19 protein-coding genes are annotated in these 14696 nt (G+C 64.4%); 8 read left to right on the top strand and 11 right to left on the bottom strand.

Translation table 11 applies throughout. The features are described 5' to 3' along the window. The 5 genes from ACNFJ7_RS17495 to ACNFJ7_RS17475 are packed head-to-tail and all read right to left on the bottom strand — an operon-like array spanning position 1 to position 4542. On the bottom strand, positions 1 to 1212 hold the full coding sequence (locus ACNFJ7_RS17495; protein WP_026008900.1) for a copper resistance protein B: 1212 nt from the start codon (positions 1210 to 1212) through the stop codon (positions 1 to 3). Further along, positions 1209 to 3200, bottom strand: a complete 1992-nt coding sequence (locus tag ACNFJ7_RS17490; protein ID WP_019368246.1) for a copper resistance system multicopper oxidase — start codon at positions 3198 to 3200, stop codon at positions 1209 to 1211. The genes ACNFJ7_RS17495 and ACNFJ7_RS17490 overlap by 4 nt, the downstream gene beginning before the upstream one ends. Positions 3201 to 3260: 60 nt before the next feature. After that, positions 3261 to 3836, bottom strand: coding sequence for an RNA polymerase sigma factor (locus tag ACNFJ7_RS17485; protein ID WP_019368247.1), 576 nt, complete (start codon positions 3834 to 3836; stop codon positions 3261 to 3263). Next, the gene (locus tag ACNFJ7_RS17480) at positions 3833 to 4273 is read right to left on the bottom strand and encodes a periplasmic heavy metal sensor (RefSeq protein WP_019368248.1); all 441 of its coding nucleotides are present in this window, start codon (positions 4271 to 4273) and stop codon (positions 3833 to 3835) included. Before ACNFJ7_RS17480 ends, ACNFJ7_RS17485 begins: the two co-directional genes overlap by 4 nt. Further along, positions 4270 to 4542 (bottom strand): hypothetical protein, encoded by a 273-nt coding sequence (locus ACNFJ7_RS17475; RefSeq protein ID WP_019368249.1) that lies wholly within the window; start codon positions 4540 to 4542, stop codon positions 4270 to 4272. The genes ACNFJ7_RS17480 and ACNFJ7_RS17475 overlap by 4 nt, the downstream gene beginning before the upstream one ends. Positions 4543 to 4661: 119 nt before the next feature. Between ACNFJ7_RS17475 and copC the strand changes: the two genes are divergently transcribed. The 6 genes from copC to arsH all read left to right on the top strand — a co-directional run bounded on the left by copC (position 4662) and on the right by arsH (position 9007). Next, positions 4662 to 5033 (top strand): copper homeostasis periplasmic binding protein CopC, encoded by a 372-nt coding sequence (copC, locus tag ACNFJ7_RS17470; RefSeq protein WP_019368250.1) that lies wholly within the window; start codon positions 4662 to 4664, stop codon positions 5031 to 5033. 1 nt (position 5034) lies between these two features. Beyond that, positions 5035 to 5964: a copper homeostasis membrane protein CopD gene (gene copD, locus ACNFJ7_RS17465; protein ID WP_019368251.1), complete on the top strand. Its 930-nt coding sequence runs from the start codon at positions 5035 to 5037 to the stop codon at positions 5962 to 5964. 238 nt (positions 5965 to 6202) lie between these two features. Next, complete coding sequence (locus tag ACNFJ7_RS17460) at positions 6203 to 6535, top strand: ArsR/SmtB family transcription factor (RefSeq protein ID WP_019368252.1); 333 nt, start codon at positions 6203 to 6205, stop codon at positions 6533 to 6535. Then, positions 6496 to 6975 (top strand): arsenate reductase (glutaredoxin), encoded by a 480-nt coding sequence (gene arsC, locus ACNFJ7_RS17455; RefSeq protein WP_173644882.1) that lies wholly within the window; start codon positions 6496 to 6498, stop codon positions 6973 to 6975. Before ACNFJ7_RS17460 ends, arsC begins: the two co-directional genes overlap by 40 nt. Continuing rightward, on the top strand, positions 6975 to 8261 hold the full coding sequence (locus ACNFJ7_RS17450) for an arsenic transporter (RefSeq protein WP_019368254.1): 1287 nt from the start codon (positions 6975 to 6977) through the stop codon (positions 8259 to 8261). Before arsC ends, ACNFJ7_RS17450 begins: the two co-directional genes overlap by 1 nt. Beyond that, complete coding sequence (gene arsH / locus ACNFJ7_RS17445) at positions 8261 to 9007, top strand: arsenical resistance protein ArsH (RefSeq protein WP_019368255.1); 747 nt, start codon at positions 8261 to 8263, stop codon at positions 9005 to 9007. The genes ACNFJ7_RS17450 and arsH overlap by 1 nt, the downstream gene beginning before the upstream one ends. A 310-nt stretch (positions 9008 to 9317) precedes the next feature. Here the strand turns inward: arsH and ACNFJ7_RS17440 are convergent, their stop codons facing one another. Together ACNFJ7_RS17440 and ACNFJ7_RS17435 are read right to left on the bottom strand one after the other, a co-directional pair. Continuing rightward, positions 9318 to 9977, bottom strand: a complete 660-nt coding sequence (locus ACNFJ7_RS17440) for a hypothetical protein (RefSeq protein ID WP_019368256.1) — start codon at positions 9975 to 9977, stop codon at positions 9318 to 9320. Between the two features lie 9 nt (positions 9978 to 9986). After that, a complete protein-coding gene (locus ACNFJ7_RS17435; RefSeq protein ID WP_026008901.1) occupies positions 9987 to 10187 on the bottom strand; it encodes a helix-hairpin-helix domain-containing protein in 201 nt (66 codons plus the stop codon). A 140-nt stretch (positions 10188 to 10327) separates the two neighbouring features. Between ACNFJ7_RS17435 and ACNFJ7_RS17430 the strand changes: the two genes are divergently transcribed. Together ACNFJ7_RS17430 and ACNFJ7_RS17425 are read left to right on the top strand one after the other, a co-directional pair. Next, complete coding sequence (locus tag ACNFJ7_RS17430; RefSeq protein ID WP_026008902.1) at positions 10328 to 10762, top strand: LexA family protein; 435 nt, start codon at positions 10328 to 10330, stop codon at positions 10760 to 10762. A gap of 4 nt (positions 10763 to 10766) precedes the next feature. Next, positions 10767 to 12029: a Y-family DNA polymerase gene (locus ACNFJ7_RS17425; protein ID WP_026008903.1), complete on the top strand. Its 1263-nt coding sequence runs from the start codon at positions 10767 to 10769 to the stop codon at positions 12027 to 12029. Positions 12030 to 12034: 5 nt separating this feature from the next. Here the strand turns inward: ACNFJ7_RS17425 and ACNFJ7_RS17420 are convergent, their stop codons facing one another. From ACNFJ7_RS17420 to ACNFJ7_RS17405, 4 genes are all read right to left on the bottom strand, one after another. Further along, positions 12035 to 13324 (bottom strand): Fic/DOC family protein, encoded by a 1290-nt coding sequence (locus tag ACNFJ7_RS17420; protein WP_019368260.1) that lies wholly within the window; start codon positions 13322 to 13324, stop codon positions 12035 to 12037. A gap of 2 nt (positions 13325 to 13326) precedes the next feature. After that, positions 13327 to 13584, bottom strand: a complete 258-nt coding sequence (locus ACNFJ7_RS17415) for a hypothetical protein (RefSeq protein ID WP_017503786.1) — start codon at positions 13582 to 13584, stop codon at positions 13327 to 13329. 126 nt (positions 13585 to 13710) lie between these two features. Continuing rightward, positions 13711 to 14097, bottom strand: coding sequence for a DUF3768 domain-containing protein (locus ACNFJ7_RS17410; protein WP_019368261.1), 387 nt, complete (start codon positions 14095 to 14097; stop codon positions 13711 to 13713). Positions 14098 to 14396: 299 nt separating this feature from the next. Then, complete coding sequence (locus ACNFJ7_RS17405; protein ID WP_019368262.1) at positions 14397 to 14696, bottom strand: hypothetical protein; 300 nt, start codon at positions 14694 to 14696, stop codon at positions 14397 to 14399.

Genomic DNA, 14696 nt, shown 5'->3' with positions numbered 1-14696 from the left:
TCAGAACCAGGTCCTCACGCCAGCGACGAAGCTGAACCCGCCGGTGTCACCGCCGCGTGCCCGCGTGAAGCGCGCGGTGTCGCCGAACTGCCGTTCCCACGACACGCCGATATACGGCGCCAGCTCGCGCCGGCCTTCATACCGAAGCCTCAGGCCTGCCTCCAGATCGGTAAGCCCCGACCCGGTGCCTGTCTCCGGCACGTCCTGCGCAGAGAAGTTGGCTTCGACCCTTGGCTGAAGCGTGAAATAATTGGTGATGCGCTGATCGTAATAGCCCTCAGCACGACCCAGCACCTCGCCCTTGTTCGACAGGAACAGCGCACCTTCTACCTCGAACCAGTAAGGTGCCAGCCCCTCGATACCCACGGTCGCATAGGTCCGGGAAGGGTTGGGTTTGATGTCGTAGCGGACGCCCGCCTGGAGGTTCCAATAGGGGTCGAGTGCATGGCTGTAGAGCGCCTGAACCTCGGCGCTGTCGAGCGACTTGCCGAAACTGCCTTCGCCCTCCGACTTCAGCCACAGGCGATCAATGTCGCCTCCGACCCACGCCTCGCCATCCCAACGATACCCGTCGCTACCCTTGCGAGCCTGGTACTCGGCCAGATTGAAGAGCACCTGATAGTAGGTCATCCCGCCATGCTCGCGACGCAGATCGTCCTCGCGGGAGGTCGCCATCGCCTTCGCACCCCAGAAACGATCGGCAAGATGATCGCCGGAGGGAGCGGGTGCGGGCTTATTGCCGGGGGGCAGGTCGGTCCCGACTTTAGCGCCGCCCTGATCGCCGTTCATCGCCATGCCCGGCATCGCGTTCATGTCGTGGCCGGCGTGTTGGTCCTGCGCCGTTCCTGCCGGGGCACCCATGCCGGGCATGGCCGACATATCGTGGCCCGCGTGCGGGTTCGAGGCGGGGGCCGACTGCTGGCCGCCCATGTCCATCCCCTGCATCCCGCTCATATCGTGACCGGCGTGCGGGTCAGTCGCCGGAGCTTGGGCCTGCGCACGTCGGGACGCCGTCTTTCTGGCAGGTGCCTTGCGCTTGGATGCCGGCTTCGCGGCGGCTTTCCGCGCGGGTTTCGGGGCGGCCTTGGCGGCAGGCTTGGCCGGCATGGTCATGCCCGGCATGTCGTGCATGGAATGGTCCATGCTCTGTGCGAAGGCAGGAACAGCGATGATCGCTGATGCCAAACCGGCAAGGAGGATCGACCGGCTCATGCTGCGGCCTCCCCGGCCTTGCGGACCTGGACGACACGCATCATGCCCGCGTGCATGTGGTAGAGCATGTGGCAGTGGAACGCCCAGTCGCCTTCCTCTCCCGTCACGTCCCAACTGACAGTTCCGCCCGGTTGGACCAGCACAGTATGCTTTCGGGGCGCATAGGCGCCTTTCCCCGTCACCAGCTCGAAGAAGTGACCGTGAATGTGGATCGGGTGGCCCATCATCGTGTCGTTGATGAGGGTGACGCGCACCCGCTCGCCATGCAGCAGCGTGATCGGATCGGGGTTCTCTGACAGCTTTTCGCCGTCGAAGCCCCACATGTAGCGTTCCATGTTGCCGGTGAGGTGAAGCTTGATCTCGCGCTCTGGTGCCCGCGTATCGGGGTTGCGGTCGAGCGCCATCAGATCGCGATAGGTCAGCACGCGGTGGCCGACATTCTCCAGCCCCTGACCCGGATCGCCGGTGCGGTCCACCGGCATAGCCGAGATGGTCTGAACGCCCGGCCCCTTCTTCACCTCCGGTGCCTTCGAGAAGTCGCGCATGTTCATGTTGCCCATGTCCATGCCACCCATGTCCATGCCGGCCATCGACTGATCGCCTGCCATGCCGGGCATTGCGCCCGAGCCATGATCCATCCCGGCCATCGTGCCGCTTTGACCCTGCGGCATCGCCATTCCGGCCATCCCTCCGGCAGCGGCAGCGGCCGTGCCGTGGTTCATCTGGGAATGATTCATCCCCTGCATCGAGCCGGCACCGGCACCATGGTTCATCGCGCTATGGTCCATGCCCGCCATCGAACCGGCCTGCGCGCCCGCCGCACCGTTCCCCATGCCTTGCATGGCGCCGTGATCCATGGTGCCCATGTCGTGGCCGCCCATGCCCATGTCCTTCATGGTCGCGAGCGGACGCTTGCGGAGGGGAGGAACCTCGGCAGCCATGCCCTCACGCGGCGCGAGCGTGGCCCGGGCTTGGCCAGAGCGGTCAACACTTTCGCCGACGAGCGTGTACGCGCGCATGTCGGGAGGCGTAACGATCGCATCATAGGTTTCGGCGGGACCGAACTGGAACTCATCGATCTGGACCGGCCGCACGTTCAGGCCGTCCGCTGCGACGATCGTCATCGGCAGGCCCGGAATGCGGACGTTGAAGGTCGTCATGGACGATGCGTTGATGAAGCGGAGCCGGACCCGCTCGCCGGGCTTGAACAGCGCGGTCCAGTTGTCGCGCGGCCCATGACCGTTGACCAGATAGGTGTAGGTCGATCCGGTCACGTCGGCGACGTCAGCTGGGTCCATCCGCATCTTGCCCCACATCAACCGCTCTTTGAGCGGCTGATCCTTGCCCGCGAGCAAGCCGGCCAAGGTCTGGCGCTGGCGGTTGAAATAGCCCGACTCCTTCTTGAGCCGGTCGAACAGGTAATGCGAATGCTGGAAGCTGTGATCGGATAGCACGATGACGTGCTCGCGATCGAACTGCACCGGGTCCGGGTCCTTGGGATCGATCAGGATCGGCCCGTAGTGACCGTCCTGTTCCTGAAGCCCCGAATGGCTGTGATACCAGTAAGTGCCGCTCTGGATGATCGGAAATTCGTAGGTGAAGGTCGAGCGCGCTGGAATGCCGGGAAAGCTGATGCCAGGAACACCGTCCATCTGAAACGGCACCAGCAGGCCGTGCCAGTGGATCGAGGTTTCTTCGTCCAGGTCGTTGACGACATGAAGGCGCACATTCTGGCCTTCGCGCAGGCGGATCAGCGGTGCCGGCACGGTGCCGTTGATGCCAATCGCGTGGCTTTCCCGCCCGTCGATCATCATCTTCTGATGCGCGACCCTCAGCGTAATGTCCTCGCCCGAGACGGTCGGCAACGGTTTGGCGATACCAGCGGAAACGGATTGCGCCCACGCCGGCATATAGGCCGACAGGGCAAGGCCGCCTCCCGCCATGGTGGCACCGCGCAGCACTTGGCGGCGATCGAGAACGCGCGACATCGAAGCTCCTCAAGGGTCGGGCCGCGATCGGCCCTCACCCCTTCTACGCGTCTCGCCCGATCATCCCTTAGCCGCGTTCAACTTTTCCATGAGCTGCGCCCGCGCGCGATAAAGGCGGGTTTCGACCGCCTTCTGGCTGATACCCAACACCTCGGCCGTCTCCGCCTGGCTCAAGCCCTCGATCGTCCGCAGCACCAGCGGCTCCTTCAGATTGACCGGCAACGTCGAGATAGCGCGCGTCACCCGATCAAGCTCCTGGCGATCGGCTGCACTGTCATCGATCGGCACGGCGTTGTCGGGAAGGGTGTCAGCCTGATCCTCCGCCGCGAAGCCGAAGGACAGAAAACGGCGAACGGCGCGCTTCCTCGCCCAATCCCGGCATTTGTTGATCGCGATCGTCGACAGCCATGCCTTCATCGCGCGCTGCGTGTCGTAGCGCGGCAACGCCTGATGCGCGGCAACAAAGGTTTCCTGAACCAGATCAAGCGCTTCATCGGTTTCGCCTACAGAGGCACGCGCGAGCCGAAAAACCGGCTGACGGTAACGGCGCATGATTTCCGCAAAGGCCGCCTGACGGCCGGCGATACTGAGCGTCGCCAGTTCGCCGTCAGACAATGCGGTCCAGTCGATGCTCACCCCTGACCGTCGGTGAGTGCCTTCACCACCGCGGCATCAAATTGGGAGGTCTGATCGGGTCGCAGCAACTGCCGCATGGCGAAGATATGCGCGAGCGTCGCCTTTTGCAGCTCGCCCATCGCCGCATGGCTCTGGTCCACCGCGGCTGCGACCTTGAGGCCATTGCCATGTTCGGTTTGGATCGCCTCGGCGAGCCGGGTGTTGGCAGCGCGCATTTCGAGCTCGAGCGCACGCCGCTGCATCGCGAAGCGATCTTCCAGCACCTTCAACCGTGCCTGCTGGCCGTCGTCGAGCGTCAGCTTGTGGTGCAATACGTCATGCAGCGCGGCACCTGGCTGCTTGGGCTGCGGCAACAGCGCCCGCCCGACGAACACGCCTCCGATCGCGGCCAGAAAGGCGAGCACGACACCGAGAACGATGCGCGTCGTCGAGGTCATTGCTCACCCAGGAGCAAGGAGGAAGGCGCAAGCGGCGACGCTCCGCCAAGCGGGGCCAGGGAAACGGTCGGGCGGGCAGCGACGGGCAGCTCGGCTCCGACGATGCCGATCGCAAGCGCCGCTGCCGTCACTACGCCAAGACCGATGCCGGCCTGCCGCACGACGGGCCGCGAGCCGATCCGTGCAAGTACCCGCGTCTCGATGCCGTCCAGCGCGGCAGGGGCGGGTGCGCCCGCCAGCCTCGCCAATGCTCTGTCCAGTTCGTCCATGCTTTCCACTCCACCCCACTAGCATTTCATACGCAGGATTGCCCGACATCCCTCATCGGGCGGCTAAGGGGTGCGCGACCGGGGCGCGTAGATAGGGCACGAACCCACGGAGTAATCTCATGCGTAGCATCTTCCTCCCTACCGCCCTCGCCCTTCTCGGCATCGCCAGCGCAGCGCAGGCTCATCCGAAACTCGTGACAGCCTCGCCGACCGCGAATGCGACCGTCGACAAGCCTGCCCGTATCGAGCTGCGTTTCAGCGAAAAGCTGATGCCGAAGTTCTCCGGCGCCGATCTCATGATGACCGGACATGGCGGGGCAACGCACGCGCCGATGAAGATCACGACGACGGCAGCCGTCGCCGGTGACGGCAGCACGCTTGTCCTTACGCCCAAGGCGCCGCTCGCTCCGGGCCGCTACACCGTTGCATGGCATGTCGTGTCGAGCGACACCCACCGCGTCGCCGGCAACTACACCTTCGCGGTCAAGTGACGTGGAAACCGACTGGCCGCTGATCGCTGTACGCTTCGCGCTCTTTCTGGCGCTGGGCGGGCTGTTCGGCCTGTCGGCATTCGGCCTCTACGGCCTCAAGGGACGCGAGCGCGCCAGCGCGCTCGCGTTGCGCCTCTGGCTCGTCGGTCTCGGTTTGCTGGGCCTTCTGCTCTCCGCCATCGCACTCGCGCTACTCGCTGCGGCGATGGCGGGCACACCGCCCTGGCCAATCGATCGCGAGGCGATCGGAATGCTGCTTTCCGGGTCGACCATAGGCACGGCATGGGAAGCACGCATGACCGCGCTGGTCGTGGCGTCGGTCGCCGCCTTGGCGGCGGCCGGACGTGCGCCTCTCCTCGGCGTCGTGGTGATCGCCAGCGCTGTGGCGCTGGCGACACTCGCCTGGACCGGGCACGGTGCGATGGATGAGGGCGCAAAAGGCTGGGCTCACCTCCTTGCCGATATTCTCCACCTGCTCGCAGCCGGTGCTTGGGTCGGGGCGCTGTTTGGCCTTGTCCTGCTTGTGGCTCGCCCTACCCGCCGGGCCGACGCGGCTCATCTGACGCTTACGCATCGTGTACTGCACGGGTTCGGCCTGGTCGGTACGATCGTGGTCGGCACCATTATCGTTACCGGCCTCGTCAATACATGGCTGCTAGTCGGTGTAGGCAACCTTCCAAAGCTCGCCACATCCCTTTACGGCCAGCTCCTGCTCGCCAAGCTCGTCTTGTTCGGCGCGATGCTGGTGCTGGCATCGCTCAATCGCTTCCGGCTGACGCCCGCATTGGAGCAAGCGCTGCCGGGTAGCGATCAACGCGGCGCACTCAGCGCTTTACGGCGCAGCCTCGGGATCGAGGCGGTCAGTGCCATTACGATCCTCGCGCTCGTCGCATGGCTGGGAACGCTCGAACCACCCATGTCGGCGATGTGAAGAGTAGGGCGACCGATCAAGGTCGCCCGACGCCACTTACGCGACCATCTTCTCGCATTCTTCCGCGCAACCTTTCAGCCGAAGGGCCGGCAAGGTCATGCAGCCCTTCCCAACTGGGATCGAGTTTTGGGACGCCCTTAGTCCTCCCGAAACCCGTTGCGGGTGAGTGGCGAGACACGTGATCTACCAACAGGCGCGAGACAATAGCGTTAACCGATATATCTGCTATGCTGGATATATGGAAATCGATTCGGCAATCGCTGCTCTTGGTGCGCTCGCACAGGGAACACGGCTCGATGTGTTTCGCTTGCTGGTTCGCCATGAACCGACCGGACTGGCGGCCGGTGAAATCGCCCGTCAGCTTGACGTGCCGCAAAACACTATGTCGGCGCACCTCGGTATCCTCGCCCGCGCCGGCTTGGTCCGATCCGAACGGCATAGCCGGTCGATCATCTACCGCGCCGATCTGGGCGGCCTGCGCGCGCTGACCCTGTTTCTCGTCAAGGACTGCTGCGCCGGCTCGCCCGAACTATGTGTGCCGCTCCTCGCCGAACTCGCCCCTTGCTGCTGAAAGGACGCCCCTTGGCCATTGATATCGTCATCTATCACAACCCTGCGTGCGGCACGTCACGCAACGCCCTCGCCATGATCCGCAATGCCGGCATCGAACCGCATGTGGTCGAGTATCTGAAAACCCCGCCCGCACGCGCGCTGCTGGTCGAGCTGATCGACCGCGCCGGCATGACGCCTCGCGAGCTGCTGCGCGAGAAGGGAACCCCCTATGCGGAGCTGGGCCTAGGCGACACGTTCCTGTCCGACGACGCGCTGGTGGACGCGATGATGGCGCATCCGATCCTCATCAACCGGCCGCTGGTCGTCTCGCCGCTCGGCGTGAAGCTGTGCCGCCCTTCCGAAGCCGTCCTCGATCTGTTGCCGAGTGGCCAGCTTGCCGCGTTTGCCAAGGAAGACGGCGAACAGGTGGTTGATGCTTCGGGCCAGCGCGTCGCCTGATGCTTCTTGCCGTCCTGATCTTCGTCGCGACGATCGCGCTCGTCATCTGGCAACCCAAAGGCCTCGGCATCGGGTGGAGCGCGATAGGCGGGGCCGTCGTGGCGCTGCTCGCAGGCGTCGTCACCTTGTCCGACGTGCCGGTAGTATGGGGCATCGTCTGGAACGCGACGGCCGCGTTCGTTGCGATCATCGTCATCAGCCTGTTGCTGGATGAAGCCGGGTTCTTTGAATGGGCGGCGCTGTACGTCGCCCGCTGGGGCGGGGGGCATGGTCGTCGGCTGTTCGTCCTGACCGTGCTGCTCGGCGCGGCGGTGTCCGCGCTATTCGCCAATGATGGTGCGGCGCTGATCCTGACACCGATCGTCATCGCCATGCTGCGGGCGCTGGGGTTCAAGGACAAGGCGACGCTGGCTTTCGTCATGGCGGCCGGGTTCATCGCCGACACCGCAAGCCTGCCGCTGGTCGTGTCGAACCTCGTTAACATCGTGTCGGCTGACTTCTTCAAGATCGGGTTCGGTGACTATGCAGCCGTGATGGTGCCGGTCGATCTGGTGTCGATTGCCGCCACACTGGGCGCGCTGCTGATCTTCTTTCGACGTGATATACCGCGAAATTACGACGTGGCCGCGCTGCGTGCGCCCGGTGCCGCAATCCGCGACACCACGACCTTCCGCGCCGGATGGATCGTCCTTGCCCTGCTGCTCGCCGGCTTCTTTCTGCTGGAACCGCTCGGCGTCCCGGTCAGCGCCGTAGCCGTTGCCGGCGCGATCTTGCTGCTGGTGACTGCGGGGCGAGGCCATGTCATCCAGACCGGCAAGGTGCTGCGCGGCGCGCCGTGGCAGGTCGTCATATTCTCGCTCGGCATGTACCTGGTCGTCTATGGCCTGCGGAACGCGGGCCTGACCGATCATCTGGCGGCGCTGCTCGACCGCCCCGCCCAAGGCGGGGTGTGGGGCGCGGCGCTGGGAACGGGCGTGATCGCGGCCGTCTTGTCGTCGATGATGAACAACATGCCGACCGTGCTGTTAGGCGCGCTCTCGATCGACGCGACCCACGCGACGGGCGCGATCAGGGAAGCAATGATCTACGCCAACGTGATCGGCTGCGATCTCGGCCCCAAGCTGACGCCGATCGGCTCACTCGCCACGCTGCTGTGGCTGCACGTCTTGGGGCAGAAGGGCGTGCGGATCGGATGGGGCTATTATTTCCGGGTCGGGGTCACGCTCACCGTGCCCGTCCTGCTCATCACCCTTGCCGCGCTCGCGCTGCGGATCGGACTTACCTGATGCCCCTTCGCGACCTTGCCGACCCCGAATATCTGCCGGCACTCGATACCGCCTATGCCATCCAGCGGCCGGCGCTGGGGCTGGGCGCGATCGATCCGGCGCCGCGTATTCTCCTGCTCTATGGCTCGCTGCGCGAACGATCCTATTCCCGGCTGTGCGTCGAGGAAGCGGCGCGTCTGCTCCGCTTTTTCGGCTGCGAAACGCGCCTCTTCGATCCGTCCACCCTCCCGCTACCTGATCAGCACGCTGGCGACGATCACCCGGCCGTCCATGAGTTGCGCGAGCTATCGATGTGGTCGGAAGGGCAGGTATGGTGCAGCCCCGAACGGCACGGACAGATCACCGGCATCATGAAGTTGCAGATCGACCACTTGCCGCTCTCGATGGGTGGGATGCGTCCGACGCAGGGCCGCACGCTCGCCGTGATGCAGGTGTCGGCCGGGTCGCAGTCGTTCAACAGCGTCAACACGCTGCGCGTGTTGGGCCGATGGATGCGGATGGTGACGATCCCCAACCAATCGAGCATCGCTAAGGCGTTCAACGAGTTTGACGACGCCGGTCGCATGAAGCCGTCTAGCTATTACGATCGGATCGTGGACTTGATGGAGGAACTGGTGCGCTTTACCGTCCTGCTGCGCCCCCACACCGTCCAGCTTATCGATCGCTACTCGGAGCGCAGGGAGGCCGGGATGCCGATCAATCCGGCCACGGACCTGTCGAACATCGCGACCGCGCCACAGTCCTGACGCCTTTCTCGATTGGGAACCCGTAGCGAGACAGCCGGGGAGTTTGCGCTGATCGCGCGCGTCGCGACTGCACGGTTTTCCCAAGTCTGTTCCCCAATGGGTTTTCCCAACATGGCCAGTTGAAGATGGAGAAACGGGACGATCCGCAAACGTGCGTATGTGTGACGGAGCGCCTGTCCGGCTCGATCGGCATCGAGCGGTGTCACCTAACCCGTCACGCAATCTATGCACCTCAATCGGTTCCGGCTCGGGGCGGAATGACACGCTAAGGACCGATCCTTAGACCCCGTGCCGGCTGCGCCCCCTCCAGTCAGGTCGGCGTCGCGTCGGGAGGGGGGCCTTGCGCGATCGACCATTCTCTACCGGTCCTGGCCTGAAGCCGCTCGACGATCTTTTGACCTCGCTCGGCGAATATCTCGTCGAGCGCATCGACGAGCTTCGTCCAGTCGTTCGACCCTCCGATATAGAACCCGAAGCGGAAGCCTAGATTGACGATGAAGCGCCCTTCATCCTCCTGGATCTCCATTTCATCGTTGACGGAATCGTGTTCTGCAACATGGGCATATCGCTTGTTCCGCATATCGATGATTTCGTCATGGGCGCTGCGCAACGCCTCGGGCAGCGCGTCGCGAGCGAAGCCGCTGCCGCTCCCTCCGGTGTGAAGCCGGACATAGGTGGCGACGAAGGCGGTCGTTAGCATGTCCAATTCGAGGAACGCGGCCATATCCGCCTTGAAACGATAGACGGCCAGCTTGTCCCTGATGTGCTTCAGGACCGTCACGTGGTAGAAGGACAGCGATAGTCGCGAGAGCTGTTTCAGCTCCTTGTCGGCGGCTTCCAAGACTTTGCGACCGTCCTCGGCACGCGCGTAGATCGCTTCTTGCCATTCTCGCGGCAGATACTGGATCGCCTCTTCGGGTACGACATAATAGGCGCCATCGTCGTCGTCATCTGCGTCCGTGTCACTCATGCTCGTCTCTCAATTCGCGTCGCCCACGGTAAGGGCCGCGCTGCTGCCGTCGACCTTTCCGGCAAGTCCGGGCACTTCCTCCAGTTGGCGCAAATCGCTGAAGCCGCCGCGCTCCTCGCGGTAGCGCACGATCTCCGGGCCATGCCCATTGAGACCCGGAACAGCGTCGAGTTCTGCGGCGCTGGCGGTATTGACGTTGGTGGCGGGCATCGTGATCTCCTTGAACGCGCATCGTGCCATCTGTCGCGACGGTCGCAAGAGGAACCGTCCCCCGCGTTGCGGCGAATGGTTCAACTCTCCTGTTCCCCTTTCGTTCGCGCGAGTGTTACAATGGAGGGTGAAGGGAATCTCTGATGCTGCCTCTGATGCAGCCGGTCCCGCTTGCCGACGTGCCGCAGGGGACCATTCTCCGGATCGTTGGTGCAGCAGGAGCCGGCTTTCCAAGCCCTGCCCAAGACTGGCAGGACGACGCCATAAGCCTGATCGAGTTGCTGCGGCTCGATCGGGCGGCAAGTTTCGTCTTCCGCATCAGCGGATCGAGCATGATCGACGCTGGCATCCACGACAACGACGTCGTGGTGGTCGATCGCGACACGCGCCCCGTCGAGGGGCATATCGTTATTGCGATCGTGGATGGCGGCTTCGTGTGCCGTCAGCTCTGCCGGAGACGCGGCGACCTCCTCCTGGAAGCGCGGAACGCGCAGCAAATCTACGAGCCGACACCCGTGGAAGGGGTGGAGATATGGGGTGTCGTGCGGACCGGCGTCCGCGACTATCGACGCTAGCGCCGTGTCATGGGCAATCGTCGACATAGCCAATTTCTACGTCAGCGCGGAGCGATTGTTCGATCCGGCCCTGCGCGATGTGCCCGTCATCGTCTTGTCCAACAACGATGGCTGCGCGATCGCGCGCAGTGAAGAGGCGAAGGCGCTGCACGTCCGTATGGGCGACCCGGTCTTCAAGATGCGCGATCGGATCAAACGCCACGGAATCCAGCTCCGATCGAGCAATTATGAACTGTATGCCGACCTCAATCGACGCTTCAACGCGGTCATCGCCGATCACTCCGATATGGTGGAGATCTACTCGATCGACGAAAGCTTTTTCCGGCTGCCGGTGCTGCCGGACGGCCTCGGCAACGTCGTGGCCGCGCACGCGGTCCGCGAGGATATAGCGCGATCGGTCGGCCTGCCGACCCGGATCGGCTTGGGTCCGACCCGCACGTTATCCAAGGTGGCAAACGCCTTGGCGAAGGCGACCGAGAAGGTGTGGGGAGGGGTGGTCGATCTCCACGACGTCGAGCTGCGCCGGCGTCTGTTCGACCAATGGCCGGTAGGAGAAGTGTGGGGCATCGGGCACGCGCTGGCAGCGCGGCTCCGCCCGCTCGGTGTGAAGACGACGGCGGACTTGGCCGCGCTACCTCCGGCGGTCGCACGCGATGTGGGAACGGTGGTGCTGGAACGGCTCGTGCGCGAGCTGGGTGGGATCGAGTGCGACGACTTCAAGGTGGCGCCCGAACCGCTCAAGGCGACCGCAGTGACGCGGCAATTTGGCGCGCCCGTCTCCGATCTCGCCGAGCTGCGCGAAGCGATGGCGCGCCGCGCAGCGCGTGCGGCCGAGAAGATACGCGCGCAAGGACTGGCGGCGAGCCGGTTGATCGCCTTCGCACATGGCTCGCGTTATCGCCCGAACCCGCCTTCGGCATCCCGATCGGCGCGGCTGTCCCCGCCGACCAACGATCCGCGCATCATCGTGGGGATCGCGGGGAAGATGATGGAAGCGATGTTTCAACCGGGAGGCGTCTATACCAAATGCGGCGTCTTGCTGGAGGATCTGACAGCGGAAGGGGCGGGGCAGGCGGACCTCTTTGCGACAGCCGATCCCAAGGCACCCGCGCTGTTGGCGGCAATGGATGGTCTCAATAGCCGGTTTGGGAGAAACACGGTCATCTTGGCGGCGCAGGGGTGCGGTGCGCGGTCGTTCGATACGAAGCGATCACAGAAGAGCCCGGCATGGACGACCCGGATCGGGGAGATACCCGTTGCGCGATGAAGCCGTTAGCGGCTCCGGTCCTTATCGCGCGGTGCAGGTGCCTGCACCTGCGCCGCGCGGCCGATCTCGCCGTCCAGTGAACCGCCAGCCTTGATCCGATCGGCGACGAGCTGGCGCGTCGACTCCCTGATCGTTGCGACCATGCGGGCGCTTTCACCCCGATTGGCCGCCGTCTTCATGGCGGCATCGACAATCGCTTGCGCGGGCGAAAGGCGTGGATCGGCATGGTTCTTTTCGGGCGTGTTCTTGATGAAAAGCTCGGCAAGCCGCTCTTGCCCGGGTGAATGGCCGGGGGGGAGGATCGGCCGCTCCAGCGCCCGCACGGCGCGTTGAAGCTGCGCCGATTGCTGACCGTTGATCTGCACGCCCAGGGCGGCCCCGATCTCACGCACACGCTCAAGGGGCGTTTGTTGGGCGGTAACGACGGCATCGACCTGCCGCACGCCGAGATAGGTCAAAAGGTGGGACTGGTAGATCGGACCCTTGGCGTGCCGGACATAGGCAAGCTCGGTTCGTGCATTCGCGATGGCAGTAGATGGCGCGCTTTCTCCGATCAATTCGCGCAATCGTTCGGCCGCCTGCTGTCGGGCGGCGGGCAGGTAGCGTTCCAGTTCTTCGCGCGCCTTAGCGAGGGTGACGCGATAGCGTTGCCCCTCGGGTGGCGCGCGGTTCGGAAGCATGGCAATCCCGGCGGGACCGATGCGCGCCTCGGGCGCGAGGTCGCGCTTGACTGCCGCTGCGGAAAGAACCGCGGCCATGCCGCGATGATCCCCCGTTAGAAAGCCGTGCCGGGATGCCTCCATCCACTTGTCTTTGTCGATCGCGGCGATGCGGATCGGGTGTCCGGCCTCGCGCGCGAGCTGCGCCGCGTGGTGGCGCATGGTGCGCCCATTACCTTCGCGGAAAGGATGGATGGCGTTGATCTCGTTGATGTGGTCGCCGAGCCGGTCGAAAAACTCGTCTCGAGGAAGTCCGCGAAAGCCGCTTTGCGCGCCCATGTCGGCAAACCGCTTGTCGAGTTCACGCGCGACATAGGGCACGGCTGCGAAGCTCGAGCCGCCCTTGGCGATGTTGACGGTCCGGTCCTGCCCCGCCCAATCATAGAGGTCTTGAAACAGATGCTTGTGAAGCGCGCGATAGCCGTCGGTCGTCGCTGGAAAAGTCAGGCGCGCGGCCTCTGCGCCGCGCGCCTGCGTTAGGCGCCGCTCAGCTTCGATGAGCGTCTTTTCATCGGTGAGCCCGAGCCGGTTTCGAAGCGTCTCGGTGCCGGGATACGTGTAAGGATCGCTTGCCAATGTCAGGCAGCGATCTGGCGGGTTCCGGGCGGATAGAGACTAAGGATGATCGAGGGCATGAGTGCGGGAGGCACACCCTCGTCGAGCATCATCGCGAACATCGCGTCTTCATCGATGGTCGGCGTCATGTCTTCAATCACGAGATTGGCGCGGGACTCCGCGACATCCTCGCGCCAGAGCGCGATCTGTTCGGGAGTGCCGCGTTCGAAATCCATCTGGCGGATGCGCTCGCGCAGCGCTTCAATATCGATCTGGGCCATCGCGTCATCCTTTCTATCTTAACCTTACTCTCCCCGGCGCGATTCCTCAACAAATCACTCGACGCGGCAGTCACTCGGTTCACCATGTCCCGCGCCCGTTCGGGCGCGGGATGATCGCCGCAACTATCAGTATTCGTTGGCTAACATGATGGTCAGCACACGCTTGGTCTGGTGCTCATCCCACGGCACTTCGCTGCCATAGGTGAGCGTATTATCGTAGTAATCCACTTTCCAGAACACTGTCTCGGCAATCGTCTTCTCGTCTTTGGGCCGCTCCTGCGTCCACCCTCCCGTCGCGAGGCGATAGACCGCGCCGAAATCATGTTCCCCATAGGGGTCATTGTCTCCGTCGAACCGGGAAAATCCCACGATCGCCGCCAGTGCCGCAAAGCGGTCGGCATCGGGAAGGGACTGAAACCCTAGCGTGACGTTGGCAATGGAAGCCGTGCCGGGATTGCTCCGGGCCGCATCGTTCAGGCGACGGATGGTGTCGAGTTGTTCGGGGCTGCGCATAACTGATCCTCCTGCTGCATGGGCCGCAAGGCCGCTCGGCCTCACGGCCCTGCCTGTCCGGCGAGGACGGGATGGGGAGGGGGAGCGAGAATCTACTGCTGGCGCGGGCGAGCCGCCCTAGTGCGGTCGGCGCTTTGCGCCGGGTGCCGTGCTTGGCGGATTACACGGGCGGTCGATTGTCGTTCGGGAACGAAAGGGCGGCGCCCTTGGTGTTCCCTCGCGCCGATCGCGCGATGCGCGGGCGGCGAGGACGGCGCGGTGCGGATCTCCGCACGGCATTCTTGCGCGCAAGCGCGCCGTCATGACGGCGCGGTGCGTGCGTCGCGAGCGGCGATCACCAGCTCGACGATGCGGGGCTGATGGAAAAGCTCGCCGCGCTCGACGACGGCAAGGCCAGGACCATCCAACACGTCGCGGATGCGATCTTGCACCACGTCTTCCAGTTCACCGGCCAGAACCCAGAAATGGATCGGGTCGCGCTCGCGGCCTACGGCGCGGAATTGGTCGCACTCGGCAACGGCCTGAGCCAGCGCATTGAGCGCGGCCATCCCAAGCGCACGCTCGAAGGCGAGCTGCGCAAACAGGCGATGATGGGACAT

The organism is Sphingomonas sp. HT-1, from assembly GCF_048568905.1.
Classification (GTDB): Bacteria; Pseudomonadota; Alphaproteobacteria; order Sphingomonadales; family Sphingomonadaceae; genus Sphingomonas.
Note: the sequence above shows the minus strand (reverse complement) of the source record. Positions and strands in the feature narration are given on the sequence as shown.

Excerpts from the sequence above, each read along its gene's own strand:
- ACNFJ7_RS17495 (WP_026008900.1), bottom strand. The coding sequence starts at position 1,212 with ATGAGCCGGTCGATCCTCCTTGCCGGTTTGGCATCAGCGATCATCGCT.
- ACNFJ7_RS17490 (WP_019368246.1), bottom strand. The coding sequence starts at position 3,200 with ATGTCGCGCGTTCTCGATCGCCGCCAAGTGCTGCGCGGTGCCACCATG.
- ACNFJ7_RS17480 (WP_019368248.1), bottom strand. The coding sequence starts at position 4,273 with ATGACCTCGACGACGCGCATCGTTCTCGGTGTCGTGCTCGCCTTTCTG.
- ACNFJ7_RS17475 (WP_019368249.1), bottom strand. The coding sequence starts at position 4,542 with ATGGACGAACTGGACAGAGCATTGGCGAGGCTGGCGGGCGCACCCGCC.
- copC (WP_019368250.1), top strand. The coding sequence starts at position 4,662 with ATGCGTAGCATCTTCCTCCCTACCGCCCTCGCCCTTCTCGGCATCGCC.
- ACNFJ7_RS17460 (WP_019368252.1), top strand. The coding sequence starts at position 6,203 with ATGGAAATCGATTCGGCAATCGCTGCTCTTGGTGCGCTCGCACAGGGA.
- arsC (WP_173644882.1), top strand. The coding sequence starts at position 6,496 with ATGTGTGCCGCTCCTCGCCGAACTCGCCCCTTGCTGCTGAAAGGACGC.
- ACNFJ7_RS17450 (WP_019368254.1), top strand. The coding sequence starts at position 6,975 with ATGCTTCTTGCCGTCCTGATCTTCGTCGCGACGATCGCGCTCGTCATC.
- arsH (WP_019368255.1), top strand. The coding sequence starts at position 8,261 with ATGCCCCTTCGCGACCTTGCCGACCCCGAATATCTGCCGGCACTCGAT.
- ACNFJ7_RS17440 (WP_019368256.1), bottom strand. The coding sequence starts at position 9,977 with ATGAGTGACACGGACGCAGATGACGACGACGATGGCGCCTATTATGTC.
- ACNFJ7_RS17435 (WP_026008901.1), bottom strand. The coding sequence starts at position 10,187 with ATGCCCGCCACCAACGTCAATACCGCCAGCGCCGCAGAACTCGACGCT.
- ACNFJ7_RS17415 (WP_017503786.1), bottom strand. The coding sequence starts at position 13,584 with ATGGCCCAGATCGATATTGAAGCGCTGCGCGAGCGCATCCGCCAGATG.
- ACNFJ7_RS17410 (WP_019368261.1), bottom strand. The coding sequence starts at position 14,097 with ATGCGCAGCCCCGAACAACTCGACACCATCCGTCGCCTGAACGATGCG.
- ACNFJ7_RS17405 (WP_019368262.1), bottom strand. The coding sequence starts at position 14,696 with ATGTCCCATCATCGCCTGTTTGCGCAGCTCGCCTTCGAGCGTGCGCTT.